The organism is Bacillus pumilus, assembly GCF_900186955.1.
GTDB lineage: Bacteria > Bacillota > Bacilli > Bacillales > Bacillaceae > Bacillus > Bacillus pumilus.
On sequence record NZ_LT906438.1, the window covers coordinates 1,397,297 to 1,424,249 of the forward strand.

Annotated in this window: 27 protein-coding genes; 16 read left to right on the forward strand and 11 right to left on the reverse strand. The window is 41.2% G+C overall.

Translation table 11 applies throughout. The features are described from left to right. Nucleotides 1-11: 11 nt before the first annotated feature. Nucleotides 12-1,907 (forward strand): PTS fructose transporter subunit IIABC, encoded by a 1,896-nt coding sequence (locus CKW02_RS07030; RefSeq protein ID WP_003212523.1) that lies wholly within the window; start codon nucleotides 12-14, stop codon nucleotides 1,905-1,907. Nucleotides 1,908-2,117: 210 nt separating this feature from the next. After that, on the forward strand, nucleotides 2,118-2,690 hold the full coding sequence (gene lepB, locus CKW02_RS07035) for a signal peptidase I (protein ID WP_034620046.1): 573 nt from the start codon (nucleotides 2,118-2,120) through the stop codon (nucleotides 2,688-2,690). Between the two features lie 65 nt (nucleotides 2,691-2,755). Here lepB and CKW02_RS07040 read toward each other — a convergent pair whose 3' ends face one another. Further along, entirely contained in the window at nucleotides 2,756-3,031 is a 276-nt protein-coding gene (locus CKW02_RS07040) for a hypothetical protein (RefSeq protein WP_034619939.1), read from the reverse strand. A 143-nt stretch (nucleotides 3,032-3,174) separates the two neighbouring features. Here CKW02_RS07040 and CKW02_RS07045 point away from each other — a divergent pair, with 143 nt between their 5' ends. Continuing rightward, a complete protein-coding gene (locus CKW02_RS07045) occupies nucleotides 3,175-4,794 on the forward strand; it encodes an ABC-F family ATP-binding cassette domain-containing protein (protein ID WP_003212114.1) in 1,620 nt (539 codons plus the stop codon). A 41-nt stretch (nucleotides 4,795-4,835) separates the two neighbouring features. Here CKW02_RS07045 and CKW02_RS07050 read toward each other — a convergent pair whose 3' ends face one another. The 3 genes from CKW02_RS07050 to mreBH form a co-directional block, all read right to left on the reverse strand. Continuing rightward, the gene (locus CKW02_RS07050) at nucleotides 4,836-6,068 is read right to left on the reverse strand and encodes an aminopeptidase (protein ID WP_003211185.1); all 1,233 of its coding nucleotides are present in this window, start codon (nucleotides 6,066-6,068) and stop codon (nucleotides 4,836-4,838) included. Nucleotides 6,069-6,174: 106 nt separating this feature from the next. Further along, nucleotides 6,175-6,306, reverse strand: a complete 132-nt coding sequence (locus tag CKW02_RS20275) for a protein YkpC (RefSeq protein WP_003210922.1) — start codon at nucleotides 6,304-6,306, stop codon at nucleotides 6,175-6,177. Between the two features lie 74 nt (nucleotides 6,307-6,380). Next, on the reverse strand, nucleotides 6,381-7,388 hold the full coding sequence (mreBH, locus tag CKW02_RS07060) for a rod-share determining protein MreBH (protein ID WP_003211642.1): 1,008 nt from the start codon (nucleotides 7,386-7,388) through the stop codon (nucleotides 6,381-6,383). A 276-nt stretch (nucleotides 7,389-7,664) separates the two neighbouring features. Between mreBH and CKW02_RS07065 the strand changes: the two genes are divergently transcribed. From CKW02_RS07065 to ade, 5 genes are all read left to right on the forward strand, one after another. Continuing rightward, entirely contained in the window at nucleotides 7,665-7,943 is a 279-nt protein-coding gene (locus CKW02_RS07065) for a transcriptional regulator AbhA (RefSeq protein ID WP_003211634.1), read from the forward strand. 142 nt (nucleotides 7,944-8,085) lie between these two features. Further along, entirely contained in the window at nucleotides 8,086-9,396 is a 1,311-nt protein-coding gene (locus tag CKW02_RS07070; protein ID WP_003211426.1) for an ATP-binding protein, read from the forward strand. Between the two features lie 4 nt (nucleotides 9,397-9,400). After that, a complete protein-coding gene (locus tag CKW02_RS07075) occupies nucleotides 9,401-10,237 on the forward strand; it encodes a gamma-glutamylcyclotransferase family protein (protein ID WP_003212083.1) in 837 nt (278 codons plus the stop codon). A 37-nt stretch (nucleotides 10,238-10,274) separates the two neighbouring features. Continuing rightward, nucleotides 10,275-10,943, forward strand: coding sequence for a potassium channel family protein (locus CKW02_RS07080; RefSeq protein WP_003211815.1), 669 nt, complete (start codon nucleotides 10,275-10,277; stop codon nucleotides 10,941-10,943). A gap of 262 nt (nucleotides 10,944-11,205) precedes the next feature. Further along, nucleotides 11,206-12,936: an adenine deaminase gene (gene ade / locus CKW02_RS07085; RefSeq protein WP_003210985.1), complete on the forward strand. Its 1,731-nt coding sequence runs from the start codon at nucleotides 11,206-11,208 to the stop codon at nucleotides 12,934-12,936. Nucleotides 12,937-13,027: 91 nt separating this feature from the next. Here ade and rnjA read toward each other — a convergent pair whose 3' ends face one another. Beyond that, nucleotides 13,028-14,695: a ribonuclease J1 gene (gene rnjA, locus CKW02_RS07090; RefSeq protein WP_003212511.1), complete on the reverse strand. Its 1,668-nt coding sequence runs from the start codon at nucleotides 14,693-14,695 to the stop codon at nucleotides 13,028-13,030. Nucleotides 14,696-14,700: 5 nt separating this feature from the next. Further along, complete coding sequence (locus CKW02_RS07095; protein WP_003211882.1) at nucleotides 14,701-14,910, reverse strand: DNA-dependent RNA polymerase subunit epsilon; 210 nt, start codon at nucleotides 14,908-14,910, stop codon at nucleotides 14,701-14,703. 395 nt (nucleotides 14,911-15,305) lie between these two features. Here CKW02_RS07095 and CKW02_RS07100 point away from each other — a divergent pair, with 395 nt between their 5' ends. Further along, nucleotides 15,306-16,085 (forward strand): Cof-type HAD-IIB family hydrolase, encoded by a 780-nt coding sequence (locus tag CKW02_RS07100; protein ID WP_003211252.1) that lies wholly within the window; start codon nucleotides 15,306-15,308, stop codon nucleotides 16,083-16,085. Between the two features lie 39 nt (nucleotides 16,086-16,124). Here CKW02_RS07100 and def read toward each other — a convergent pair whose 3' ends face one another. Together def and CKW02_RS07110 are read right to left on the reverse strand one after the other, a co-directional pair. Continuing rightward, on the reverse strand, nucleotides 16,125-16,682 hold the full coding sequence (gene def / locus CKW02_RS07105) for a peptide deformylase (RefSeq protein WP_003210923.1): 558 nt from the start codon (nucleotides 16,680-16,682) through the stop codon (nucleotides 16,125-16,127). Between the two features lie 112 nt (nucleotides 16,683-16,794). Then, on the reverse strand, nucleotides 16,795-16,983 hold the full coding sequence (locus CKW02_RS07110) for a YjcZ family sporulation protein (protein ID WP_034620045.1): 189 nt from the start codon (nucleotides 16,981-16,983) through the stop codon (nucleotides 16,795-16,797). 234 nt (nucleotides 16,984-17,217) lie between these two features. On the opposite strand from CKW02_RS07110, the gene CKW02_RS07115 reads away from it, so the two are divergent. The 5 genes from CKW02_RS07115 (at nucleotide 17,218) to lpdA (ending at nucleotide 23,258) form a co-directional block, all read left to right on the forward strand. After that, nucleotides 17,218-17,886, forward strand: coding sequence for a YkyA family protein (locus CKW02_RS07115; RefSeq protein WP_003212388.1), 669 nt, complete (start codon nucleotides 17,218-17,220; stop codon nucleotides 17,884-17,886). Between the two features lie 410 nt (nucleotides 17,887-18,296). Next, nucleotides 18,297-19,412 carry a pyruvate dehydrogenase (acetyl-transferring) E1 component subunit alpha gene (gene pdhA / locus CKW02_RS07120; RefSeq protein ID WP_003211678.1) on the forward strand — a complete coding sequence of 372 codons (1,116 nt, stop codon included), beginning with the start codon at nucleotides 18,297-18,299 and terminating at the stop codon, nucleotides 19,410-19,412. Nucleotides 19,413-19,415: 3 nt separating this feature from the next. Continuing rightward, nucleotides 19,416-20,393 (forward strand): pyruvate dehydrogenase complex E1 component subunit beta, encoded by a 978-nt coding sequence (gene pdhB, locus CKW02_RS07125; protein WP_003211433.1) that lies wholly within the window; start codon nucleotides 19,416-19,418, stop codon nucleotides 20,391-20,393. 107 nt (nucleotides 20,394-20,500) lie between these two features. Further along, nucleotides 20,501-21,841 (forward strand): dihydrolipoamide acetyltransferase family protein, encoded by a 1,341-nt coding sequence (locus CKW02_RS07130; protein WP_003211261.1) that lies wholly within the window; start codon nucleotides 20,501-20,503, stop codon nucleotides 21,839-21,841. A gap of 4 nt (nucleotides 21,842-21,845) precedes the next feature. After that, nucleotides 21,846-23,258: a dihydrolipoyl dehydrogenase gene (lpdA, locus tag CKW02_RS07135; RefSeq protein WP_003211097.1), complete on the forward strand. Its 1,413-nt coding sequence runs from the start codon at nucleotides 21,846-21,848 to the stop codon at nucleotides 23,256-23,258. A gap of 116 nt (nucleotides 23,259-23,374) precedes the next feature. On the opposite strand, the gene CKW02_RS07140 is transcribed toward lpdA, so the two are convergent. Further along, the gene (locus CKW02_RS07140) at nucleotides 23,375-23,755 is read right to left on the reverse strand and encodes a hypothetical protein (RefSeq protein ID WP_223250645.1); all 381 of its coding nucleotides are present in this window, start codon (nucleotides 23,753-23,755) and stop codon (nucleotides 23,375-23,377) included. Nucleotides 23,756-24,071: 316 nt separating this feature from the next. On the opposite strand from CKW02_RS07140, the gene CKW02_RS07150 reads away from it, so the two are divergent. Then, entirely contained in the window at nucleotides 24,072-24,191 is a 120-nt protein-coding gene (locus CKW02_RS07150; protein WP_003212464.1) for a GapA-binding peptide SR1P, read from the forward strand. A gap of 43 nt (nucleotides 24,192-24,234) precedes the next feature. Here CKW02_RS07150 and CKW02_RS07155 read toward each other — a convergent pair whose 3' ends face one another. Then, on the reverse strand, nucleotides 24,235-25,707 hold the full coding sequence (locus tag CKW02_RS07155) for an aminotransferase class I/II-fold pyridoxal phosphate-dependent enzyme (RefSeq protein WP_095117937.1): 1,473 nt from the start codon (nucleotides 25,705-25,707) through the stop codon (nucleotides 24,235-24,237). A gap of 190 nt (nucleotides 25,708-25,897) precedes the next feature. On the opposite strand from CKW02_RS07155, the gene CKW02_RS07160 reads away from it, so the two are divergent. Beyond that, complete coding sequence (locus CKW02_RS07160; RefSeq protein ID WP_003211927.1) at nucleotides 25,898-26,167, forward strand: UPF0223 family protein; 270 nt, start codon at nucleotides 25,898-25,900, stop codon at nucleotides 26,165-26,167. 30 nt (nucleotides 26,168-26,197) lie between these two features. Here CKW02_RS07160 and CKW02_RS07165 read toward each other — a convergent pair whose 3' ends face one another. Continuing rightward, nucleotides 26,198-26,833: a DUF1054 domain-containing protein gene (locus CKW02_RS07165; protein ID WP_003211740.1), complete on the reverse strand. Its 636-nt coding sequence runs from the start codon at nucleotides 26,831-26,833 to the stop codon at nucleotides 26,198-26,200. Nucleotides 26,834-26,953 lie beyond the last annotated feature (120 nt).

Here is a 26,953-nt window from a genome sequence, read left to right on the forward strand (position 1 = left end):
GAGGAGTCATCATGAAAATAACAGAACTACTCACAAAGCAGACCATTAAGCTTCAATTAGACAGCCAGCAGAAAGAAGCAGTCATTGAAGAACTAGTCACTGTTTTAGATACAGCTGGCAAGTTAAATGATAAAGAGGGCTACAAAGAAGCAGTGATCAACCGTGAAAAACAGAGCTCTACTGGTATTGGTGAAGGAATTGCTATCCCTCACGCTAAAACAGCAAGTGTCAAAGAGCCTGCCATTGCATTTGGCCGCTCGGTAGCTGGTGTAGATTATGAATCACTGGACGCGCAGCCGAGTCATCTTGTCTTTATGATTGCAGCAACTGAAGGCGCAAACAACACGCACTTAGAAGCACTTTCTCGTTTATCAACACTTCTGATGCGTGAAGAAATCAGAAAGCAGCTTCTTGAAGCGGCTACTGAAGATGAAATCATCGATATCATCAATACGCATGATAAGGACGACGATGAAGAAGAAGAGGAAGTTCAAGAGGAGCCGGCTGCATCAGGTAAACCAGCTAAGATTTTAGCAGTAACAGCTTGCCCAACAGGTATTGCACATACATTTATGGCAGCAGATGCTTTGAAAGAAAAAGCGAAAGAAATGGGCGTTGACATTAAAGTTGAAACAAACGGCTCTGGCGGTATTAAACACGCTCTTACCGCAAAAGAAATCGAAGAAGCACCAGCCATCATTGTGGCAGCGGACAAGCAAGTTGAAATGGAACGCTTTAAAGGCAAACATGTCATTGAAGTACCTGTGACAGCAGGAATCCGTCGTCCGCAGGAATTGATTGAAAAAGCAGTCAATCAAGATGCGCCGATCTATAAAGTCTCTGGCGGCAGTTCTTCAAAAGACGAACATGAGTCATCTGGCAAAGGGAGAAGTGGTTTTTACAAGCACTTAATGAGCGGTGTAAGCAACATGCTTCCATTTGTTGTCGGAGGCGGTATCCTTGTTGCAATTTCATTCTTCTGGGGTATTAAATCAGCTGACCCTAATGACCCTTCATTTAATTCATTTGCAGCTGTTTTAAAAGGAATTGGTGGAGATAATGCACTTGCCTTAATCGTGGCTGTATTAGCCGGATTTATTGCGATGAGTATTGCAGATCGTCCAGGTTTTGCGCCAGGTATGGTCGGTGGATTTATGGCATCGGCAGCAGGTGCTGGATTCTTAGGCGGACTCATTGCCGGTTTCCTTGCTGGTTATGTCGTTGTGTTACTTAAAAAAGTATTCACATTCGTACCGCAGTCACTCGACGGAATTAAACCGGTTCTGCTCTATCCATTGTTCGGTATTTTCTTCACAGGTATCATTATGCATTACGTTGTTAACACACCAGTAAAAATGGTGATGGACGGATTAACTCATTGGCTTGAAACTTTAGGTACTGGAAACCTTGTCTTAATGGGCATTATTTTGGCAGGTATGATGGCGATTGATATGGGTGGGCCAATTAACAAAGCGGCTTACACATTTGGTCTTGCGATGATTGCTGCTGGAAACTATGCACCACACGCTGCCATTATGGCAGGCGGAATGGTACCACCATTAGGTATTGCACTTGCTACAACAATTTTTAGAAATAAATTCTCAAAACGTGACCGAGAAGCAGGGATTACATGCTACTTCATGGGAGCGGCCTTCATCACTGAAGGGGCGATCCCGTTTGCAGCGGCTGATCCTCTACGAGTGATTCCTTCAGCTGTCATTGGAGCAGCTGTGGCTGGCGGATTAACGGAATTCTTTAGAGTCACGCTTCCTGCACCGCACGGCGGACTATTCGTTTTCTGGGTAACAAATCATCCGATACTTTATATCATCAGCATCTTAATCGGTGCCGTTGTAACAGCGATTTTACTTGGTATTTTGAAAAAACCAGTGAAACTAGAAGCGTAAAGTAGAAGAGAAGCATCGTGAACAGCGGTGCTTCTTTTGTTTAATTATGAACAAATTAGGAAAAAATATCTAATTGAATGGTTGTCTTGTGAATTTTTAAATGACATGTGATAAAGTAAAGTTATTCAATTCACGTTTCAAGTCTTTTAGCAGAAAGTCTTAGGAGGAAGCAGTATTTTGAACGAAGAAAACAAACAAAACGAAAATGATATTCAATCTGATGCAAAGCAAGCCAAAACAGAGAAGAAAAGTTCACTGTTTGAATGGATCAAAGCTATTTTAATTGCACTTGCACTCGTCTTGCTCATCCGTACGTTTATATTTGAGCCGTATGTGGTGGAAGGAGAGTCAATGGAACCGACCCTTCATGATGGGGAAAAGCTGTTTGTCAACAAAACCATTAACTATCTAGGTGGTGTCAAACGAGGTGACATCGTGATTATTAATGGAAAAGATGGCCAGAAAATTCATTATGTAAAACGATTGATCGGTCTTCCGGGAGACACGATTGAAATGAAGGATGATACGCTTTACATTAATGGTAAAAAAGTAGATGAGACTTATTTAAAAGAGAACAAGGCACATGCGAAAGAGTATGAAGTGCATTTGACAGGTGATTTTGGTCCAGTGAAAGTACCGAAAAACGATTACTTTGTGATGGGGGACAACAGACTCAATTCCATGGACAGCAGAAATGGACTTGGACTCATTGAAAAGGATCGGGTTGTCGGGACATCAGAATTTGTTTTCTTCCCATTTGGCGACATTCGGCAAACAAAATAAAAGCACCCTTCTCAGGTGTGTGAGAAAAGTGCTTGAATGGGCGACCCTTAAAAGAAGGGTCGTTTTTAATTTGGCGTGAGCACTGTAACAATGAGCACAATGGCCAACACAGAAGCGAAGACAGACCCAGTAATGGCTAAAACGGACCGAAACAATCCGATCTTATGATTTTCTTTCCCTCGCTTTTGTAAAAAGCGTTTCGAAAAGATGTGTACCAGTGTGTAAATAAGCACAAGCCCAATATAAAGGCCAAAATCCCTCGCATTAAAGCCTGTTGCAGATAAATAAATACCCATAAAGAAAATCAATAAACAGTATTCCATCAGTGTAAGTAATCTCAAATCGCACGAACTCCTTCAATAAATCATTCCCACTTATTATACCATATTGGACAATTTGCCTTCGTTCTTAGTGAGAGACGTTTCTATCAAACGTTATTCATGTTATACTTCATAATGATGAATGAGTGATGGAGGATTAATAAATGATTGCAGTAAATAATGTTAGTTTGCGATTTGCTGATCGTAAACTATTTGAAGAAGTAAATATTAAATTCACTCCTGGCAACTGCTACGGTTTAATTGGTGCCAATGGAGCTGGTAAATCAACGTTTCTAAAGATTCTTTCAGGTGAAATTGAGGCTCAGACGGGCGATGTTCATATGAGCCCTGGTGAGCGTTTAGCGATTTTAAAACAGAACCACTTTGAATACGAAGAATTTGAAGTATTAAAAGTCGTCATGATGGGTCACAAGCGTTTATATGATGTGATGCAGGAGAAAGATGCGATCTATATGAAACCTGATTTCTCAGATGAAGACGGGATTCGTGCAGCAGAGCTTGAAGGTGAGTTCGCTGAGTTAAACGGCTGGGAAGCAGAAAGTGAAGCAGCGATCTTATTAAAAGGTCTTGGCATTCCAGAGAGCCTTCAATCGAAGAAAATGTCTGAGCTTGGTGGTTCTGAAAAGGTAAAAGTACTACTAGCCCAAGCGTTATTTGGCAAGCCTGACGTCCTTCTTCTGGATGAGCCAACGAACCACTTGGACTTACAAGCCATCCAGTGGCTAGAAGAGTTCCTTATTCATTTTGAAAATACCGTCATCGTCGTTTCGCATGACCGTCACTTCTTAAACAAAGTGTGTACACATATTGCGGACCTAGACTTCGGAAAAATTCAAGTATATGTCGGTAACTATGATTTCTGGTATGAGTCTAGCCAGCTAGCGCTGAAACTCAGCCAAGATGCAAATAAGAAAAAAGAAGAGCAAATTAAGCAGCTTCAAGAGTTCGTTGCCCGGTTCAGTGCGAACGCTTCTAAATCGAAGCAAGCGACGTCAAGAAAGAAATTGCTTGATAAAATCTCTTTAGACGATATTAAGCCCTCTTCACGTAAATATCCGTATGTTCATTTTGCGCCAGAGCGTGAAATCGGAAATGATGTCCTTCAAGTAGAAGGTCTATCGAAAACAATTGACGGTGTGAAAGTACTTGATAACGTCAGCTTTATCATGAATCGCGAGGATAAAATTGCGTTCCTAAGCCGTAATGAGCTTGCTGTGTCTACTTTATTTAAAATTCTTGCTGGTGAGATGGAGCCAGACAGCGGGACATATAAATGGGGCGTCACAACATCTCAAGCCTTTTTCCCGAAAGACAATAGTGAATACTTTGAAGGAAACGATGTCGATTTAGTGGATTGGCTTCGCCAATATTCTCCTAATGATCAAAGCGAAAGCTTCTTACGCGGATTCTTAGGACGTATGCTTTTCTCTGGGGAAGAAGTAAAGAAAAAAGCAAGCGTCTTATCAGGAGGAGAAAAGGTTCGTTGTATGTTATCGAAAATGATGCTGTCAGGAGCGAATGTACTGCTTCTGGATGAGCCGACGAACCACTTAGACCTAGAATCCATTACGGCGCTAAATAACGGTTTAATGAGCTTTAAAGGAGCGATGCTCTTCTCATCTCATGACCATCAGTTTGTTGAAACAGTGGCAAACCGTATTATCGAAGTGACGCCAAATGGCATCGTCGATAAACAAACAACATATGATGAGTTCTTATCAGATCAAGAGATTCAAAAGAGACTCGTTGAGCTTTATGCGTAAATAAGAAAAGACATCCAATTGTGGATGTCTTTTTTTTTCGATTAAATCGCCCAATTCCCATTACGGAAGATCGGTTCACGTTTTCCGTCTTTTGTAATACCGTCAATATTCATTTCCTTTGAACCAATCATGAAATCGACGTGTGTGATACTGTTGTTTACACCAGCTGCATCCAATTCTTCACGATTCATCTCTTTTCCGCCTTCGATATTGAACGCATATCCGCTGCCGATGGCAAGGTGGTTCGATGCGTTTTCATCATAAAGGGTATTGTAATAGAGAATATTCGAGTTTGAGATTGGTGAATCATCTGGTACAAGAGCAACCTCACCTAGATAATGAGAGCCTTCATCTGTTTCAACGAGCGAAGTTAAAATGTCTTCGCCTTCCTTCGCTTTCACATCGACAATTCGGCCATTTTCAAATGTTAAAGTAAACTCATCAATGATATTTCCTGCATAGCTGAGCGGTTTTGTGCTTGAGACAGTCCCATTTACACCGTCTTTTTTAGGTACAGTAAAGACTTCTTCTGTCGGCATGTTAGCCATGAAAGAGACGCCGCGCTCACTCACGCTGCCGGCACCTACCCAAATGTGCTGCTCAGGGAGCTCAATCGTTAAATCAGTGCCAGGAGCATCATAATGAAGCTTGTGGTAGTGGCGCTCATTTAGGATTTTGACCTTTTCATTTAGCAACTCATCGTGCTTTTTCCAAGCCTCCACAGGATCTGCTTGATCAGCGCGAGCGACTTTAAAGATTTGATCCCATAATAAAGCGACAGCTTCTTCATCTGTCTGGTCAGGGAAAATCTTTTTCGCCCAATCTTTTGATGCAGCGCCTACGACCGTCCAAGCCACTTTGTCTGATTGAACGTATTGGCGATATGTATGAAGGGCGGATCCAGCGGCTTTTTGCTGTGCAGCGATTTTTTTCGAATCAATGCCTCGCAGAAGGTCAGGGCTTTCTGACAAGATCGTGATAAAAGCGCCGCCGCGTTTTGCGATGGTTTCCATCATCTGTGCTTCCCATTCTGGGAATTGCTCAAACACATCCTGCGGTGCATGTTCATATTTTAAACGAGCAAGAACACCATCACTCCAGCGGATATGTACGTTTTTCGCCCCGTGCTCATACGCATGTTTCGCGACAAGACGAACAAGGTCTGCAGATTCAGTAGATGCAGATACGACGACTTCTTGTTCTTTTTGAACATTCACACCGACTTCAACGATGGTCTTCGCATATTGATCTAATTGTTTTTCAAATGTACTCATAAAAACCCTCCTTTAGTCATGTTCATCATATCAGATTTAAGACCGGAAAGGAAAATGGGGAGCACGCGAAAGGCCAAAATAAAAAAGCCGCTTTCATGCGGCTTTTTTAGCGGTTCAGTTGTTTCACAGGCTGTGCATTAGAAGGGGGCATATGTGAAAACGACAGGCTCATTCCTCCTAATATAATACCCGTTAAAATGACTGTGACAACGACCCGTTTACCTAAATCAAGCAACATGTTCTTCCTCCTTCACGTTTATCCATTCCTCACGATATGATCGAAATGATAAAAAAAGAAGTAGAACAAGAAGATTATTTTAATGTTTTTTGCAATTTATGAATGACTTCTAGTGAACGACCTGTTCCGATTGCGACAGACTCAAGTGGATTTGCTGCAATATGAACTGGAACGACAATCTCCTGTGAGAGCCATTCTTGAATCCCGTTTAACAAAGCGCCACCGCCGGTTAAGATCACGCCGCGGTCTACGATGTCACCACTAAGCTCTGGAGGGCTGTCCTCTAATGTGGCACGAATCGCCTCTAAAATATGAAGAAGTGACTCTCGCATGGCACCTTGAATTTCATGAGATTCAAGTGTGATCGTTTTTGGAAGACCTGTCACCAGATCACGTCCACGTACTTCTAATGACTCTGGCTCATGCTCAATGAGACAATAACCAATTTCCATTTTAACTTGCTCAGCTGTCCGCTCGCCGATTAATAGGTTATATTTCTTTCGGACAAACGTAATGATATCTTCATCCAGCTGATCTCCGCCAATTCGAATGGAATGACAAGAGACAACGCCGCCAAACGAAATGATGGCAACTTCCGTTGTTCCTCCGCCAATATCAACTACGACGTTTGCAACAGGCTCATCTACTGGGAGATCAGCGCCGATTGCGGCTGCAACAGGTTCTTCTATTAAATGCACGTGCTTTGCTCCGCAGTTTTTCACAGCATCACTGATGGCACGACGCTCAACAGCTGTTGAACCAGAAGGTGTACATACGACGACCGTTGGTTTTCTGAAGGTAAACCCGATATTTTTTCCTGCTTTTTTCATGATTTGTTTGAGTAAATCTGTTGTCATATCATAATCAGCGATGACACCGTCTTTCATCGGACGGATCGCCACAATTTTCCCAGGTGTTTTCCCAATCATTTCTTTTGCTTCTGTTCCGACGGCAAGTACAGTTTTTGTTTCTGTATCGACTGCCACGACGGATGGTTCATTTAAAATAATTCCCTTATTTTTACTATAAACCAATATGTTAGCTGTTCCTAAATCAATTCCAATTTCGGCATTTTGAAACATGTTTTCACCCAATCTCTATTTTTGCTGTTTTAAACAATTTTACATTTAAAAGTTCAGAGGGTTGAGGTCATTTGTGGGGGTTTGTGATGACCTTGAAATGAACTTGTAAAATTCAAGTATCATTTTGACAATCACAATAAATTTTCCCTTTGTTTTTTCTTTTATAAAAAAAATTTTTATAGAGGAGAAACCTTTTGAGAATCTCTTACGTCTACGATATATCAATTGGTGAAAAACAGATTGATCTTGAGCTAATGAAAGAAAGAGGGAACGAAATTGAAATCTATCGGAGTCGTAAGAAAAGTAGACGAACTAGGGCGTATTGTGATGCCAATCGAATTAAGAAGAGCACTTGATATTGCCATTAAAGACAGTATGGAATTTTTTATAGATGGGGAGAAAATCGTCTTGAAAAAATACAAGCCAGAGGGTGTTTGCCTCATGACTGGTGAGATTACATCAGAGAACCATGATTATGGAAATGGTCAAATTACATTAAGCGCTGAAGGCGCAGAACTACTCTTAAAAGAGCTACAAGAAGCTCTTCAGCAGTAATGAAAAAAGCCTGCTCTCTTCCTTTGTGCGGAGAACAGGCTTTTTTTCTGAAAAAGTTCCTTAAAAATGCCCCATCTCCCTCAAAAAATAAGTGGAAAATGGTACAATTGACAAAGAATCTCAGGGCGGCAGGTGGAATCATTTGAACAAAACATATCAAGTGCGGATCGTGTTATCTGTTCTTGCATTTATTTTAATATTAAGCTGGGATTTCTTTTATTATCTAGGCGGCTATCAAATTAATTGGCCGCTCGATCTAGCCTTTACAGTCCTTGTTCTAACAGGGATCTGGGTTGTCTCAGGCTATGTAGACCGCTTAAATCTATTTGTGTCAGACTTAAATACGAGAGAGAAAGAAGCACAGGAACTGACAGAGCGGCTGAATCGAATCACAGATAACTTGCAAGAAATCGTCTTTGAAACAAACGAAAAAGGTGAAATTATTTTTTTAAATCAAGCATGGACACAAATGACAGGCTATGACATTGATGAATGTCTAGGCACCATGTACAATCAGTACTTTGATCAAGAGGAACGCGTGGTGCAGCATTTGTTATCTGTGATCAAGGAGCATAAGGATGCGGGGCGGGTAGAACTGCAGCTTCTACATAAAGAGGGAAAGAAGGTATGGGGAGACGTTCATTACAAGCTCTATTTTGATGAGCATCACCAGTTTACCGGAGGAATTGGAACAGTAGCTGATATTACGAAACAAAAGCAGGCAAAGCTTGAGCTTGAAAGATCCAATCAGCAATTGCAAATGCAGGCGCAAAAGCTGGCCGTCGCTGGACAAATAGCCGCTGGAATCGCCCATGAAGTCAGAAATCCACTGACATCAGTAAATGGTTTTTTACAGCTGATGAAGACACAATATCCTGAAAGAACCGATTATTTTGACATTATCTTCTCTGAAATTAAACGGATTGATTTTGTTTTAAGTGAGTTGCTTGTATTGGCTAAGCCTCAAGCGGTCCATTTTCAAGAAGTCCAGCTTCATGAGCTTCTAGAACAAGTGATTACTTTATTAAAAACAAATGCCGTTCTTTCAAATATTGATCTCAAGCAGCCATTTAAAAGGCAGGATGCCGGTGCAATCCTAGCAGACGCTAACCAAATGAAGCAGCTGTTCATTAATTTAATCAAAAATGCGATTGAGGCAATGCCAGAAGGTGGCAGCATATACATATCTACAGAAAAAGTATTGAATGAATGGAAGATTACCATTCAAGATGAAGGAAAAGGGATGTCTGAAGAAGATATTCAAAAAATATATGACCCTTTCTTTTCCACGAAAAAAGAAGGGACAGGGCTTGGTCTGACCATCTGTGCGACAATTTTAAAAGATCATCACGGAAGAATGGACGTGTCTAGTGAGCTTGGAAAAGGCACAGCTTTTCATATTTATTTGCCTGTGTGTCAAAAAAGCAGACAGCAGCAAGTTGAGAGGACGTGAAGACATGACGGTGAAAGCTTTATTTGTATATGGGAAGCTATTGCAGCATGAAGAGCACCACGAAGCGTACATGAAGGAAAGTAGACTATTAGCTAAATCTGCTTGGATGAATGGAAGAATCTACGATACAGGTCAAGGATATCCAGCGTGTGTTCCCGCAGAAAAAGGCACTGTATACGGGGAATTGTACGAGGTGACCGCTGACACGTTGAATAAGATAGACGCACTAGAGGAAGAGTATGACAAGCAGGAAATCAATGTCATGACGGATCAAGGTCAGGTAGCAGCCATGACATACACTTTGCCAGAGCAGAAGGCATCAGCACTGAAAGAAATAAAGAGAGGGTGCTGGAAAGCTTATAAACTGTGGCATCAGAAGCCATCATCCTTCTATTATTTTGCCTATGGCTCCTGTATGGATGATGCTAGATTTAAGCTCGCAGAAGTCGATCATCACTTCAGACAAATCATCGGCGGTGGTGTACTAAACGGTTTTACTACGAGATTTACATTGGTGAGGCAAGATGGATCAAGAGCTGATATGGTAGAAGACGGCGGCGAAACAGAGGGTGTATTATATGAAGTTCCTTTTGATGCCATTCGTTATTTGTATAAACGAGAGGGAGTATATGAAGGCACATATCGTCCAGCTTTTGTCGATGTCAAAATAGGTGATCAAATTTATGAGGACTGTTTAACCTTTCTTGTGCTTCAAAAGAGCGAAGAAATCGCTCCGCCAGCTCATTATCGCAGTGAAATCGAAAAAGGAGCAGACCTTTACTTAAGTGAAGCGTTCCGTAAAAAAATTCGTTCCCATATGGATTCATTAATCAAACCGTAGTAAAATGCATGGTAAGTGAGATAAAAGGAGTCTGAACATGAAAAAGGAATATGCAGTCATTGGTCTTGGACGCTTTGGCGGAAGTATTTGCAAGGCGCTGAGCGAAGAAGGACTTGAAGTCATGGCGATGGATATGAATGAAGATCGAGTAAACGAGTACGCGAAAATTGCCTCACATGCGGTCATTGGTGATTCGACGGACGAAAACGTTTTAAAAAATCTTGGTATTCGCAATTTTGATCATGTCATCGTTGCAATCGGTGAAAATATTCAGGCAAGTATTTTAACAACGATTATGCTGAAAGAGCTTGGCGTCAAAATGGTCACCGTGAAAGCGCAAAATGACTACCATGAAAAGGTGCTCAACAAAATTGGAGCGGATCGCATCGTTCATCCAGAGCGAGATATGGGCAGACGGATTGCACATAAAATCATTTCAAATAACGTGCTTGATTACCTCGAGCTGTCAGATGAGTACAGCCTGATTGAGATTGTGGCAAACAGCAGGCTGGCGGGACATTCTCTTTTAGATCTTGATATACGGGCAAAATACGGCATCAACATTGTGGCCATTAAGCGCGGAAAAGAAGTCATTGTTTCCCCGCTGGCAGATGAAATGATTCAAAAAGAAGATATCCTCATTGTCATTGGGGCAGTAGCCGATATAGGACGCTTTGAAAAACGAGAAATGCAGAACGATTATTAAGCACTCCGATGACGGGGTGTTTTTTTACATGAATGTGTTCATGACAGGTGGACATTGAGACGGAAATTGACACTGAAAAGGGTTGCTTTGTTCATGTATAACCGCAAAAATGAATCATCTTATTTTTCGTGCAATTATCACTATTCAGAAATAAAAATCAGTGTTTTGATATGGTTGATTTTCTCTAAATGTCATTGACTGGACAAACAGATTCGTTTACGATAAGAAACATTATATTGTTTACTTGGAGGAGGCAGTGTCGTTGGATAAGGAGCTTTTCAGACATCAAATTGAGGTAGCAGCAAAGAGAAAAAAAGCAGCCCTCGTGATTAAACATGCGAAAGTCATGGATGTGTTTAACCAGGAATGGATAGACGCTGATGTCGCTGTTGAAAATGGACAAATAGTCGGGATAGGGGAGTACGAGGGAGAACAGGAGCTTGATGCAGCAGGTCAAATGCTTGTGCCTGGTTTTATTGATGGCCACGTTCATATCGAGTCTTCAATGGTTACCCCTGCTGAATTCTCCAAAGCTGTCGTTCCGCGCGGTGTGACAACTGTCGTAACAGATCCGCATGAAATCGCCAATGTGTCAGGTATAACAGGCATCCAATTTATGCTGGAAGAAGCGAGAAAAGCTGCCTTACATATTTATTTCATGCTGCCATCCTGTGTACCGGCAGTCAGTTTTGAACGATCAGGTGCTACATTAATAGCCAAAGATTTAAAGCCTCTTTATAAAGAAAAGGAAGTGCTTGGTCTTGCTGAGGTGATGGACTATGTCGGTGTGGAGCAGGCAGAAGAAGATATGCTTCAAAAGCTGCTTGATGCCCAAAACGAGAATAAACTGATTGATGGCCATTTAGCAGGCTTAACAGATCGTTTAATCAACGTCTACCGGACGGCCAATATCCAAACAGACCATGAGGTGACAACTGCACAGGAAGCCCTTGAGCGTGTGAAAAGGGGCATGTATGTGATGCTGAGAGAAGGATCTGTTGCCAAAAACGTGAAAAATGTTTTACCCGCTGTCAATGAAAAGAATGCGAGACGCTTTTTCTTTTGCACAGATGATAAACATTTGGATGATTTAATGGCACAGGGAAGTATTGATGAGCAAGTACGGATGTCCATAAAAGAAGGCTTAGATCCATTTTTAGCCTATCAAATGGGAAGCTTAAATGCCGCAGAGTGTTTTGGTCTTAAAACAAAGGGAGCCATTGCACCAGGCTATGATGCTGATTTTATGCTTGTCTCGGACTTTCATCATGTAGACATTACAAGCGTATTTATCGCAGGTGAATTGGTTGCACAGAACGGAGAGTACAAGCCGAGTGTCGAAAAGATCGCACCAAGCCCAGCATTATTACAATCTGTTCATGCAGTAGATGTTCAAGAGGAAGACATTGCACTACCTATCACGGGCGATCAACATATGAATGTGATCCGTATTATTCCGAATCAGCTTGAAACAAAGTTAGAACAAGTCTCTCCTTCAGAAATGAACGGACAATTTACAAGTGATACAGGCAGAGATGTATTGAAAATGGTGCTTGTTGAACGTCATCAAGGTTTATCTGAAATGGGCGTAGGGATTGTCAGCGGCTTCGGCATCAAACAGGGCGCGATTGCAACAACGGTTGCACATGATTCCCATAACTTAATTGCAGTTGGCACAAATGATGCTGATATCATCAAAGCGATTGAGGCGTTAAAAGAAGCAGGCGGCGGTTTGACTGTTGTTAAAGAAGGGCGTTCTCTTCATACGCTGCCATTACCGATCTCTGGTTTATTGTCAGATCAGCCGGCACATCTCGTCAATGAAAGCCTTCATACACTTCATGAAGCGCTTAAAGAAACAGGTTTTACCTTAGACTTTAATCCGTTTTTGACGCTGTCCTTCTTGGCACTGCCAGTCATTCCTGATGTGAAAATGACGACAAAGGGCTTGTTTGATGTCAGAAACTTTCAGCACCTCCCAATTCAATCATAAAAAGTGAGAAACCGCATGTTATATATGCGGATTTTTTCAATACTGATGAAAAAAAGAGGCACAGCCAGTCGGCTCGTGTCTCTTTTTGTGATTACACTTCCATAATAATCGGTAAGATCATTGGGCGGCGTCTTGTTTTTTCGTAAAGGAAAGGAGCAAGTGTGTCCGTAATTTCGTTCTTAATTTCCGACCACTGAGTTGTCTTACGTTCCATTACTTTTTCAAGATGCTTTGAAATGAGATCTTGTGCGTCGTTGATGAGGTCTCCAGATTCTCTCATGTAGACAAAGCCTCTTGAGATGAGATCAGGACCAGCAGAGATTTTGAATTCTTTCATGTCCATGCTGACGACCACAATGACAAGACCTTCTTCAGAAAGAATGCGGCGGTCTCTTAAGACGATATTCCCGATATCGCCAATTCCGCTTCCGTCGATATACACGTTACCTGATGGAATTTTGCCAGCGACACTCGCTTCGTCACCTTTTAGTGCAAGTACTTCACCGTTATCCATGATAAAGCAGTTTTCCTCAGGAATTCCGCAATCATTCGCAAGTTTAATATGCGTTTTTTGCATGCGGTATTCACCGTGAATCGGCATAAAGAATTTTGGTTTAATTAAACGGAGCATCAGCTTTTGTTCTTCTTGTCCACCATGACCAGATGTATGAATATTATTAAGTGAGCCATGAATAACCTCAGCGCCAGCACGGTACAGCTGGTTAATGGTGCGGCTTACGCTAATATTGTTACCTGGAATCGGTGAAGATGAGAAGACAACAGTGTCTCCAGGATTAATCGAAATCTGGCGGTGAGTGCCGTTTGCAATACGAGAAAGAGCAGCCATCGGCTCACCTTGGCTCCCAGTACAAAGAATAGTCACTTTGTTTGCTGGTAGACGGTTGATTTCATTATGTTCAATGAACGTGTTTTTTGGACATTTAATGTAGCCAAGGTCTTGTCCAATATCAATGGCAGACTCCATACTTCGTCCAAACACCGCAACTTTTCGGCCGTTGGCAACAGCGGACTCGATCACTTGCTGAAGTCTGTGAATGTTTGAAGCAAACGTAGCAAAGATAATACGTCCGTCGACTTTTCTAAAGATGTCATCAATGCTTTCGCCTACGCGTCTTTCAGACATCGTAAATTCTGGAATTTCACTGTTTGTACTATCGGATAAAAGACATAGAACGCCTTCTTTCCCGATTTCAGCCATTTTTGTTAAGTTGGCAGGTTCGCCAACAGGCGTAAAGTCAAACTTGAAATCACCTGTATGTACGATGTTACCAGGAGGTGTCTTCACGACAATTCCATAAGAATCTGGAATACTGTGTGTAGTTCTAAAGAAAGACACAGCTGTTTTTCTGAATTTAATGGTATCTTCTTCTTCATAAATGTGAAGTTTTGTTTGTCTCAAGAGACCGTGCTCTTCCAATTTATTACGAAGTAGGCCGATTGCGAGTTTGCCGCCGTAAACTGGAATATTCACTTGCTTGAGAAGGTAAGGGATACCGCCGATGTGGTCTTCATGTCCGTGAGTGATGAAAAGACCTTTGATTTTATCTTCGTTTTTAACTAAGTACGTATAGTCAGGGATGACGTAGTCAATTCCAAGAAGCTCATCTTCAGGGAACTTAATACCAGCATCAATTAAAATGATTTCATCTTGAAATTGAACGCCATACGTGTTTTTACCGATCTCGCCTAAACCGCCGAGCGCAAAAACTGCCGCCTGATCGTTTTTTACAAATTTCATTCCTCTCATAGCTCCAATACTTTAAAATTTTCACTTTCTCGTTCATAGTCTAAAAAAGCACCGTCTACAGGCTGAATGAATTCAATGTTGTAGCTATGTTTTTTCAACTTATCACGTACGTCTCTTTCAGAAACTGCTTCAACGTATAGTGAATCTGTGTGTTCTCTTACAGGTACCTCAGTAGTACTTGCCTGAAAAAATACCTTATATATCATCCAAATCTCTCCTTAAATACCGTATGTTACACTCGCTATTTCTATTATATTAAAAAAACGCGCATAAGAAAAGTCTCTGAGAAAAAAGGACCTTCAGCAAATGTGCGGAAGATCCTTTTAAGCGATCGATTTTTTACGAAGCATGTCCTTCCATTGTCTTCTAATTTTCTTGCGCAGACGACGAAGCATCGCAGGTCGCCTCCTTTCGAATTGAAGTTAGATTAGACCTTGTATTCCGTTCTCTCTTTATACTTGTATTATATGACGTTTCCATTGAATGTTACATGGTTATATGTGGGAAATGGGCGTTTTAATAGGAATTGGTTTCGAAAGCAGAAATCTTTCTGTATGATGAAAGGGAGTGGGTATACATAACAAGAGACAGGAGACGGGATATGAATAAAAAAGTCATCTTCTTTGATATCGACGGTACTTTATATGATCATGATAAAAAAATACCTGAATCAACGAAGAGAGCAGTTCGTTTATTAAAAGAAAAAGGCCATCATCTCTTCATTGCATCTGGGCGTTCGCCTTTTTTAATTAAGCCTATTTTAGAGGAATTAGGGCTTGACTCCTTTATTGCTTATAACGGTCAGTATGTCATGTATGAGGGAGAAGTCATTTACGGCAATCCGCTTAAACTGGAGCTAATGGAGCAAATTTATGAAACAGCGGATCATCATGATCATCCGCTTGTTTTCATGGGGGAAAAAACGATGAAGGCTTCTGTGCCAAATCACCCGTTTATCCATGAGGGGATTGGGACTTTAAAAACAGAGCATCCTGAACATGATTTATCTTACTTTAAAGAAAACGAGATTTTTCAAATGCTGTTATTCTGTAAGGCAGAAGAGGAAGTCCAATACGAGGCGTTCCGCGAAGAAATTGATCTTGTCAGATGGCACGAGCTGTCAACAGATGTCTTGCCAAAAGGCGGATCAAAGGCTGAAGGCATTAAACGAGTTATCGAAAGACTGCCTTACGAGCAAAAGGATACCGTTGCCTTTGGAGACGGTCTGAACGATCGAGAGATGATTTCGTTTGCTGGTACAGGCGTCGCCATGGGAAATGCTGTGAATGAACTAAAAGATTTGGCTGATTTTGTGACAAAGCCAGTAGATGAAGACGGCATATTCCATGCAGTGACTCATTTAGGCCTGATTGAAGAATAAAAAAAGAAGACCCTTAGGTTATTGGGTCTTCTTTTTATTTTATGATCTGCCGATCGCAACAGAGTTGTCAGGCTCAGCGAATGGCTGATCCTTTTGAATATGATCATAAAACATAATGCCGTTTAAATGGTCGATTTCATGCTGAAACACAATGGCCGGAAACCCTTTTAGGCGAATATCAATGTCTTCTCCTTCAAGCGTTGTACCCTTCACCCTGATCTTTTGATATCGAGGGACAAATCCAGGAATGGCTTCATCAACAGATAAGCAGCCTTCACCAGTCGTTAAATAAGCTCTTTTGACGGAATGACTGACAATGCGCGGGTTGAAAAGGGCATAGCTGTATTCCACTCCATCTTCATCCTCACAGTGAACAGCGATCATTCGTTTACTGACATTAATTTGCGGAGCCGCGAGTCCAACGCCGGGTCTGAGTCCATACTTTTCAGCCATGTCAGCATCCTGACTATTTTTAACGAATTCAATCATGTCAGCTAATTGCTGTTTTTCCTCTTCTGTCGGCGGGAGCTCGACCGCTTCAGCTGTTTGTCTTAAGACGGGATGTCCGTCCCGTACGATATCTTCCATGGTAATCACAAATCTTCACTCCTATTTCCTTTGTATGTAAAGTATATAAAATGATACACAACATATGCAATGAAATAAAGAAGACCGGTCCTATAAGACCGGTCAGAGGCTTAAACAGCCATTAGCAGCAGCCGCCACCGCCGCCTAAGAATGCTGCGCCAACGATGATTAATAGGATGAAAAGGACAACGATTAAAGCGAATGTCCGTCCCCCGCCGTATCCGCAGCCACTTCCATAACTTGGGTAACAACAACCACCGCCATATCCACCACCGTATCCATACCCGTAACCGCCGTATCCACCATACATACTTCCATGACTATAATTAGACATACTTTTGACCTCCTTTGGAAATACACTCGGCCTTTCATAAGTGAAGGCGAAGCGTGTAATATAAACTATGTATGAATGCACTATTTGTATAGTCATGCGCCTATCACTTGAAAAAAATCTTCTTCGGCTCATCAAAATGACCTCTTTCCTTGTCACAAACGCCTATAAAAATTATAGTGGTATGTGGAGATGTAAAGGGGGAACCTTGTGATGAAAGAAATAAGAAGAAGCATGAAAGCAGGTGCTGCTTTAGCGGGGATATGTACCCTTTTGCTGGCGGGATGCGGAGGTCAAAGTCCATTTCATGACATCCAGAATGCGATGACGAAAATGAGCGAAAAAGAGGCATCTTTTGAAAAAGAGCAAGGTACACTGCAAAGCTATGAGAAAAAAGAGCAGCAGCTCTATAAAAAAATGATTCAAACCACAAAGGATCACACTAAAACAGTGTCAAGCCTTTCTGATCAGGCGTTAGCATCTGCAGCGAAACGAGAAGAACATTTGAAAACAGAAAAAGACAGCATGGATGAATCGAAAAAAGAATTGAAAACGGTCAAGGAATCTGCGGGACGTATACAAGATACGAATTTAAAAGAAAAAGCAGATGAAACGGTCAAATCGCTTGAGAAAAGATATGCGTCGTATGACCAGCTTTACAAGGAATATCAAAAGGCGTTGAAACAAGATCAGCATTTATATCAATCTTTAAAGAAAAAGGACTTAGGATATAAAGAGCTAAAATCCAAGCTGAAGACTGTGAACCGTTCTTATAGCAAAGTCAGAAAAGAAGGTAAAAAGTTCAATCAATATACAAAGCAATTGAATGAGCATAAACAGGCTTTGTCTAAAGTGGCAGATCAAGAGTCCAAAAAGAGCTGAAAAAACAGCTCTTTTTTTATTTTTCGACAAAAACAAACATTTTCTATTGTAGTACAGTAGTACACACTATACTAGTACAGTTCGATGTGTTTGTTAAACAGATTGATACAGCTCACCATAAAAAGTAAAGCGAATACATTTATTTAAATAAAGCCGTTAAATCAATTGACGGACTATTTTTCTTGTTGTAAACTAGTCCTTGTTAACAGAAGTTGTATTAGTTATTTGTGAACTATCGTTAATACAGTTAGAAGAACTCAAAAACGAGCGATCATCTTATGTTTCGACAACGATCCTAGTGGCTATTAAATACAGGAGTCATATGTGTATTTTGGGTTATCCTATATCTGTATGTATAAATGGATTCACGACAAATTGACTGTTAAAAGAAAGGAAGAGGTGACTTTAGAATGGCTGCAAAAACAAAAAAAGCAATTGTTGATAGCAAAAAGCAATTTGATGCCATCAAAAAGCAGTTTGAAACGTTTCAAATTTTAAACGAAAAAGGCGAAGTCGTAAACGAAGCGGCAATGCCAGATCTCTCAGATGACCAATTAAAAGAATTAATGCGCCGTATGGTGTTTACACGAGTATTAGATCAACGTTCAATTTCATTGAACCGTCAAGGACGTCTTGGCTTCTATGCGCCAACAGCTGGACAAGAGGCTTCTCAGCTTGCAACTCACTTTGCACTTGAGAAAGAAGATTTCATTCTTCCAGGATATCGTGATGTACCACAATTAATCTGGCATGGCCTTCCATTAACAAAAGCGTTCTTGTTCTCTCGTGGACACTTTGTTGGTAACCAAATGCCTGAAGATCTGAATGCACTTTCACCACAAATCATTATCGGTGCACAAATCATTCAAGCTGCTGGTGTAGCTCTTGGTTTGAAAAAGCGCGGTAAAAATGCTGTTGCAATCACTTACACTGGTGATGGCGGAGCTTCACAAGGTGATTTCTACGAAGGTATTAACTTTGCAGGGGCTTACAAAGCGCCAGCGATTTTTGTTGTCCAAAACAACAGATATGCGATCTCTACTCCTGTTGAGAAGCAATCTGCTGCGCAAACAATTGCACAAAAAGCGGCTGCAGCTGGTATCGTAGGCGTACAAGTTGACGGTATGGATGCATTAGCTGTATATGCAGCAACTGCTGAAGCTCGTGAGCGTGCTGTAAATGGCGAAGGTCCAACATTAATCGAAACTCTTACATTCCGTTATGGCCCACATACAATGGCTGGTGACGATCCAACAAGATATCGTACAAAAGAAGATGAAAACGAGTGGGAGCAAAAAGATCCATTGGTACGCTACCGCAAATTCTTGGAAAACAAAGGCCTATGGTCTGAAGAAGAAGAGAATAAAGTCATCGAAGATGCAAAAGAACAAATCAAACAAGCGATCAAAGAAGCTGACGAACAGCCTAAGCAAAAAGTCACTGACTTGATTGAAAACATGTACGATGTGAAACCATTCAACTTAGTTGAACAGCTTGAAATTTACAAACAGAAGGAGTCGAAGTAAGCCATGGCGCAAATGACAATGATTCAAGCGATCACTGATGCGTTACGCACAGAACTGAAAAATGACGAAAACGTTCTCGTTTTCGGAGAAGACGTTGGTAAAAACGGCGGCGTATTCCGTGCGACTGAAGGATTGCAAAAAGAGTTTGGTGAGGATCGTGTATTCGATACACCACTTGCTGAATCTGGTATTGGCGGTCTTGCAATTGGCCTTGGACTACAAGAATTCCGCCCAGTAATGGAAATTCAATTCTTCGGATTCGTTTACGAAGTATTAGATTCTGTTTCTGGACAAATGGCTCGTATGCGTTACCGTTCTGGCGGACGCTGGCATTCTCCAGTGACAATCCGTTCTCCATTCGGCGGGGGAGTTCACACACCTGAGCTTCACGCTGATAGCTTAGAAGGTCTTATCGCACAACAGCCTGGTATCAAGGTGGTCATTCCTTCAACACCTTACGATGCAAAAGGACTATTAATTTCTGCAATCCGCGACAATGATCCGGTTGTATTCCTTGAGCATATGAAACTTTATCGCTCTTTCCGTCAGGAAGTTCCTGAAGAAGAGTACACAATTGAAATCGGTAAAGCTGACGTGAAACGTGAAGGTTCTGACCTTTCAATCATCACTTACGGTGCAATGGTTCACGAATCACTTAAAGCTGCTGAAGAACTTGAAAAAGAAGGCGTTTCTGCTGAAGTGATCGACCTTCGTACAGTAAGCCCGCTTGATATTGAAACAATCATCGCTTCTGTTGAAAAAACAGGTCGTGCGATCGTTGTTCAAGAAGCACAAAAACAAGCTGGTATTGCTGCAAACGTAGTAGCTGAAATCAATGACAGAGCAATCCTTAGCCTAGAAGCACCAGTACTTCGTGTAGCTGCACCTGATACTGTATTTGCTTTCTCTCAAGCTGAGACTGTATGGCTTCCAAACCATAAAGACGTGCTTGAAACAGCTAAGAAAGTTCTTGAATTTTAATTAAATGACTGAGGGGAAAAGAATTTATTTCTCTTCCCCTTTATCAATTACAAGACCGTGTAAACATACACAACAAGGGTTCAACAAAATCTAGGAGGCGAAAAACAGTGGCATTTGAATTTAAACTTCCGGACATCGGAGAAGGTATCCACGAAGGTGAGATCGTTAAGTGGTTTGTAAAACCAAACGACGAAATTAATGAAGATGACGTTTTAGCAGAGGTACAAAACGATAAAGCAGTTGTAGAAATTCCTTCACCTGTTAAAGGAAAAGTATTAGAATTAAAAGTTGAAGAGGGAACAGTTGCAACTGTAGGACAAACAATCATTACGTTTGATGCACCTGGTTACGAAAATCTTCAATTTAAAGGCAGCGAAGAAGAAGGCGAAGCAAAAACTGAAGCTCAAGTACAAGGTACTGCTGAAGCTGGTAACGAGCCTGAGAAGAAAGAAGTGGCACAAGAAGAAGCGGCAGCAGCAACTGGTGCAGGTGCACAAGAGCAAGTAGATGCTGATCCAAACAAACGCGTTATCGCTATGCCATCTGTACGTAAATATGCTCGCGAAAAAGGCATTGAAATTTACAAAGTTGCAGGTTCTGGTAAAAACGGACGTGTGTTAAAAGAAGATATCGACAGCTTCGTTAATGGTGGTTCTGCAGCTCAAGAAGCAGCACCTCAAGCAGCTGAAAGTGCGAAAGAAGAAGCAGCTCCTAAAGCGGCAGCAGCTCCAGTTCTTGAAGGGGAATTCCCAGAAACTCGCGAGAAAATGAGCGGAATCCGCAAAGCGATCGCGAAAGCAATGGTAAACTCTAAGCATACAGCTCCTCACGTAACATTAATGGATGAAGTTGATGTAACGAACCTTGTTGCACATCGTAAACAATTCAAACAAGTTGCAGCTGATCAAGGAATCAAGTTAACTTACTTGCCTTACGTTGTAAAAGCTCTTACTTCTGCTTTGAAAAAGTACCCAGTACTTAACACTTCTATCGATGATAAAACAGATGAAGTTGTTCAAAAGCATTACTACAACATCGGAATTGCAGCTGATACTGAAAAAGGCCTGCTCGTTCCAGTTGTGAAAAATGCAGATCGCAAAGCTATTTTTGAAGTGTCTAACGAAATCAACGAGCTTGCAACAAAAGCACGTGATGGTAAATTGGCTCCAGCTGAAATGAAAGGTGCATCTTGCACAATCACAAACATCGGTTCTGCTGGTGGACAATGGTTTACTCCAGTCATCAACCACCCAGAAGTAGCGATCCTTGGTATTGGCCGTATCGCTGAAAAAGCGGTTGTTCGTGATGGCGAAATCGTTGCAGCTCCAGTCTTAGCTCTTTCCCTAAGCTTTGACCACCGTATGATCGACGGAGCTACTGCGCAAAATGCCCTTAACCACATCAAGCGTTTATTGAATGATCCACAATTAATTTTAATGGAGGCGTAATGTCATGGTAGTAGGAGATTTCCCAATCGAAACAGATACTCTTGTCATCGGTGCAGGTCCTGGCGGATATGTAGCTGCTATTCGTGCTGCACAGCTTGGACAAAAAGTAACAATCGTTGAAAAAGGAACACTTGGCGGTGTATGTCTAAACGTTGGTTGTATTCCTTCAAAAGCATTAATCAATGCTGGCCATCGTTTCGAAAATGCTAAGCATTCTGAAGACATGGGTATCAAAGCTGAAAACGTAACAGTTGATTTCACAAAAGTTCAAGAGTGGAAAGCTTCTGTTGTAAACAAATTAACAGGTGGAGTTCAAGGTCTTCTTAAAGGAAATAAAGTAGACATCGTTAAAGGTGAAGCTTATTTCGTAGACAGTAACTCTGTACGTGTAATGGATGAAAATTCAGCACAGACTTACACTTTCAAAAATGCAATTCTTGCAACTGGATCTCGTCCAATTGAATTGCCTACTTTTAAATACACAGATCGCGTGATCAACTCAACTGGTGCTTTAGCGCTTAAAGAAGTACCTAAAAAGTTAGTTGTTATCGGTGGTGGATATATCGGTACTGAGCTTGGTACTGCTTATGCAAACTTTGGAACAGAAGTTGTCATCCTTGAAGGTGGAGACGAAATCCTTCCAGGTTTCGAAAAGCAAATGAGCTCATTGGTTAAACGTAACCTGAAGAAAAAAGGAAACGTTGAAATCCATACAAACGCTCTTGCAAAAGGCGTTGAAGAAAAATCTGATGGTGTCACTGTTACTTTCGAAGTAAAAGGTGAAGAAAAAACAGTTGATGCTGATTACGTACTTGTTACAGTTGGTCGTCGTCCAAACACAGATGAGCTTGGTCTTGAGCAAGTTGGTGTTGAATTGACTGACCGCGGAGTTGTCAAAACAGACAAACAATGCCGTACAAGCGTATCTAACATCTATGCAATTGGTGACATTGTTGATGGACCACCACTTGCACACAAAGCTTCTTACGAAGGTAAAATTGCAGCTGAAGCAATCGCTGGAGAGCCAGCTGAAATTGATTACCTTGGTATTCCTGCTGTTGTATTCTCTGAGCCAGAACTTGCAACTGTTGGATACACTGAAGCAGAAGCAAAAGAAGAAGGAATCGACATCGTTGCAGCGAAATTCCCATTCGCAGCAAACGGACGTGCACTTTCTCTTGACGCAACTGATGGCTTCATGAAGATGATCACTCGTAAAGAGGATGGTCTTGTGATTGGTGCACAAATCGCAGGTGTTGGCGCTTCTGATATGATTTCAGAGCTTAGCCTTGCAATCGAAGCTGGAGTGACTGCTGAAGATATCGCAATGACAATTCACGCTCACCCAACTTTAGGTGAAATTACAATGGAAACGGCTGAAGTAGCAATTGGAAGCCCAATCCATATCGTAAAATAATGAACCTATAAAAACCCTCTCCAACAAGGAGAGGGTTTTTTGAGTGCTGCATGAGAAAAACCCCTCATTTCATGAGGGGCTTTTTCATATGGATATATAAGTGCAAGGTGAAGCCATTAATTTGTATTCACGCGGTCTAAGGCGTGGCATAAAGGCGATAAAATATCCTCTTTGCTGCTGACATTTCCTTCAACCTTCACAATGACTTTTTCATTATTTACAAGTAAAATAGCCGGTAATTCGTCTACTTCATTTTTCCAGCCTTTACGATCTTCTTTCACAATCATCTTTGACATTTCCTTCGGGTATTCATTCTTTAAATCGAGGACTGCATCATAATAAGGACTTTCTTTATCGAGATTTTCTGCATCTGTAAAAAAGAGAATTCTTGGTTTTTGAATATGACTGACTTGGTCTGTCTGATTCGGTATGATATACGCAAATGAGCATGAACTAAGTACAAAGAGCATGGGGAATATAATGAGAAGTGTCCTCATAAAATTCAATCTATTCACCTCAAAATCCTTTGGGGTTGTCCCAACATTTTTAGGAGCTGGTTACCTGTTAGTCACTCTAGTGTATCATGTCCTTTTTGACAATTTTCGATTGTTACTCAATTGTTACAGAATTGATATGAAGCAAAATACAATTGAAACGTTCTCTCAATATGATGAGAAAATAGCATATATTCATAAAAAATAATTAAATGTGTCATACAATTAACCGTTGACAACTTAAATGTGACATCATATTATAGAAGTGTGAAATAAATTAAACGCTTTCAAATATTGAATGAAGAAAAGGGGAATGTACGTGGGTACAATTATTTGTCAAGATTGCAATGAGACCATTGATCAATTTGAAAATGAAAAAGTGACAACACTATACGGAACGTGTGGTCACTGTCATTGCTGTGATGAAGCCTCTGAATAAATAAAAAAGCATGCAGCTCCATTTGGGGCTGCATGTTTCTTTTTTATAAAATTGCTTTCTGCTCTTTAATCACGCGGATCATTTCTAGCGTTGAATCTTCTGGTCCTTGGACAGGGAGACCAATTTCAATGTTTTTAAAGATATAGGAGATATTTTCTTCTGTGATAATCTCTCCTGGTATAAAAATAGGTATGCCTGGCGGGTACACCATGACAAACTCTGCGATGATGCGGCCAGCTGCTTCTTTTAACGGAACCACTTCAGTTGTGGAGTAAAAGGCATCACGCGGCGTCATGGCAAGCGATGGAATCTCAGGCAGCAGTACTTCTGTTACCGGTTGTGTGCCGCTCTCACTTGTAGAGGTTGCGGCAATGTCTTTCATAGCCGTTATAAGCGTATCGATTGTTTCATCAGTATCACCAGGGGTCACAATACATAAAATGTTGTAAAGGTCAGAAAGCTCCACTTCAATCCGGTAGCTTTCTCTCAACCATTTTTCGACATCATGGCCATTGAGGCCAAGGTCTTTAATTGAAATAATTAATTTTGTTGGATCGTAATCATACGTAGAAGCTGAACTGAGTATTTCCTTGCCAATACACGTAATGCCATCAATTTGATTCAAACGGTTTCTCGCTGATTCAGCTAAACGGATGGCTTCATCTGCTAGCGCCTTTCCTTCAGTGGCTAATCGCTTTCGAGCGACATCAAGTGACGCCAAGAGCAAGTAAGAAGTAGACGTTGTTGTCAGCATGCTCAAAATCGATTGCACGCGATCTTTTGAGATAAGCCCTTCCTTCATATTTAAAATAGAGCTTTGGGTCAGGGAACCGCCGAGTTTGTGGACACTTGTTGCTGCCATGTCGGCACCTGCCTGCATGGCAGATAGCGGGAGCTTATCGTGAAAATGAATATGCACGCCGTGTGCTTCATCGACAAGGACAGGCACATGAAATGAATGGGCAATGTCTACAATCGATTTTAAGTCTGCTGAAACGCCAAAATACGTCGGATTAATCACAAGCAGACCTTTTGCATCTGGGTGCTCCGTGAGTGCCTTTTTCGCTGATTCTGGTGTAATGCCGTGAGAGATGCCAAGCTCTTTGTCTATTTCTGGATGAATAAAAACAGGAACTGCGCCAGAAAATACAATCGCGGACATAATCGATTTATGGACGTTACGCGGAACGATGATTTTATCCCCAGGTCCGCATACGGTCATCACCATTGTCATGATGGCGCCGCTTGTTCCTTGAATACAGAAAAACGTATGGTCAGCACCGAAGGCTTCAGCAGCTAAATCTTGTGCTTCTTTTATCATTCCTCGAGGTGAGTGTAAATCATCGAGAGGTTCTATATTAATGAGATCAATGCTTAGTGCATTGTCGCCAATGAATGCTCTAAATTCAGGGTCCATTCCGGCTCCTTTTTTATGGCCAGGAATGTGAAATTGAACTGGATTGGTTGCTGCGTGTTTTTTTAGTCCAGTGTATAAGGGTGTATCATGTTGTGACAATTGCTTTCCCACCTTCATCGAAATACCTGCTATTATTGTGCCAATAACGACAGATTTCATTGCATAAAACAAAAGAATTATATTATGAACTGATCGGAATGTAAAGCATAAAATCAATCGGTTTCTGATCGAACAGATGCTATAATAAAAGTTCAAATAAGAAATGAGTGTTAAAGTGAGGGACAAGTAAATGGAATATCAATATCCAATGGACGTCGACTGGACGACAGAGGAAAAGATTGCGGTTATTTCGTTTTTTCAAGCTGTTGAAAAAGCCTATGAAAAAGGAATAGCGAAGCAGGAGTTATTAGATACTTATAAACGCTTTAAAGAGATTGTGCCATCAAAAGCAGAAGAAAAGACGCATTGTGCAGCGTTTGAAAAGGAAAGCGGGTATTCTCCTTATCGTACAGTGAAAACGGCAAGAGAGGCAGTAGAGTCCGCCATTATACGTATGTAAGAAAAAACGAGCCTAGATGGGCTCGTTTTTTTATACAGATTGTTTTTGTGTAAAGCGGTATAGATAAGTCAACGTGCGGAAGGCATCTTCGATTTTTGATAAAAATTCTTCATTATTCATTTGAACGACTTCTTCTCTAGGCAACTGAATGCCGCAAAGGAGCTCGGCTTTTTTCACCGTTTGGACACGCTCAAACAGCGTTTTCAACTGTTCTGCATCGAGCTCGCTGTGACGCATGACATCTGGTTTCATATGATCTTTAGACCAAACAAAATCTTGTGGTATTTTCTTCTGAATGGTGTCTAGTTCTTTTTCAAATAGCTGACCATATTCGCCTTTCACAGGAGATTCATAAATAAGAGCAAACCATACAAAGACATGTGTTTTCCAAAGCCCAATTTGAAAATGAGGGAGTTTTTTATACCCACGCTTGCTGTTTGCAAAAGCAACCCACGTATCATTTGGCGGATTGACTGATCTTCTAGCATGCTTTGCGACGTGTACAAACATTTCGTCTCCTGTAATAGAAGAAAGAAGTGGTGCAAAGTGTTCACCAAGCGCCTCAAGCTTTGGACGGACTCTTTCTTTTAATACGACCATTCGTTCATCTAAACCGTCAACTGTAAATGTCTCAAAATCTTCATCTCTAAAACGCATTTCACTCATATTATGCCTCCTGTATTCTTTCGCTGATCATATTTTATCATAGCTTGGGTTAAGCTCAAAAAAAGATGCACCGTCGGATCAAAGATTGTAGAGGAAGAAGGGCAGCGTTTAAAAACAACG

What these genes read in the sequence shown, in the direction of transcription:
- CKW02_RS07095 (WP_003211882.1), bottom strand. Translation starts at nt 14,910, where the DNA reads ATGATATATAAGGTATTTTTTCAGGCAAGTACTACTGAGGTACCTGTA.
- CKW02_RS07110 (WP_034620045.1), bottom strand. Translation starts at nt 16,983, where the DNA reads ATGTATGGTGGATACGGCGGTTACGGGTATGGATACGGTGGTGGATAT.
- CKW02_RS07115 (WP_003212388.1), top strand. Translation starts at nt 17,218, where the DNA reads ATGAAAGAAATAAGAAGAAGCATGAAAGCAGGTGCTGCTTTAGCGGGG.
- CKW02_RS07050 (WP_003211185.1), bottom strand. Translation starts at nt 6,068, where the DNA reads ATGAGTACATTTGAAAAACAATTAGATCAATATGCGAAGACCATCGTT.
- CKW02_RS07075 (WP_003212083.1), top strand. Translation starts at nt 9,401, where the DNA reads ATGACGGTGAAAGCTTTATTTGTATATGGGAAGCTATTGCAGCATGAA.
- CKW02_RS07080 (WP_003211815.1), top strand. Translation starts at nt 10,275, where the DNA reads ATGAAAAAGGAATATGCAGTCATTGGTCTTGGACGCTTTGGCGGAAGT.
- lpdA (WP_003211097.1), top strand. Translation starts at nt 21,846, where the DNA reads ATGGTAGTAGGAGATTTCCCAATCGAAACAGATACTCTTGTCATCGGT.
- CKW02_RS07100 (WP_003211252.1), top strand. Translation starts at nt 15,306, where the DNA reads ATGAATAAAAAAGTCATCTTCTTTGATATCGACGGTACTTTATATGAT.
- CKW02_RS07160 (WP_003211927.1), top strand. Translation starts at nt 25,898, where the DNA reads ATGGAATATCAATATCCAATGGACGTCGACTGGACGACAGAGGAAAAG.
- rnjA (WP_003212511.1), bottom strand. Translation starts at nt 14,695, where the DNA reads ATGAAATTTGTAAAAAACGATCAGGCGGCAGTTTTTGCGCTCGGCGGT.
- mreBH (WP_003211642.1), bottom strand. Translation starts at nt 7,388, where the DNA reads ATGTTTCAAAATGCCGAAATTGGAATTGATTTAGGAACAGCTAACATA.
- CKW02_RS07140 (WP_223250645.1), bottom strand. Translation starts at nt 23,755, where the DNA reads ATGAGGACACTTCTCATTATATTCCCCATGCTCTTTGTACTTAGTTCA.
- pdhA (WP_003211678.1), top strand. Translation starts at nt 18,297, where the DNA reads ATGGCTGCAAAAACAAAAAAAGCAATTGTTGATAGCAAAAAGCAATTT.
- CKW02_RS07030 (WP_003212523.1), top strand. Translation starts at nt 12, where the DNA reads ATGAAAATAACAGAACTACTCACAAAGCAGACCATTAAGCTTCAATTA.
- CKW02_RS07045 (WP_003212114.1), top strand. Translation starts at nt 3,175, where the DNA reads ATGATTGCAGTAAATAATGTTAGTTTGCGATTTGCTGATCGTAAACTA.
- pdhB (WP_003211433.1), top strand. Translation starts at nt 19,416, where the DNA reads ATGGCGCAAATGACAATGATTCAAGCGATCACTGATGCGTTACGCACA.
- CKW02_RS20275 (WP_003210922.1), bottom strand. Translation starts at nt 6,306, where the DNA reads ATGTTGCTTGATTTAGGTAAACGGGTCGTTGTCACAGTCATTTTAACG.
- CKW02_RS07165 (WP_003211740.1), bottom strand. Translation starts at nt 26,833, where the DNA reads ATGAGTGAAATGCGTTTTAGAGATGAAGATTTTGAGACATTTACAGTT.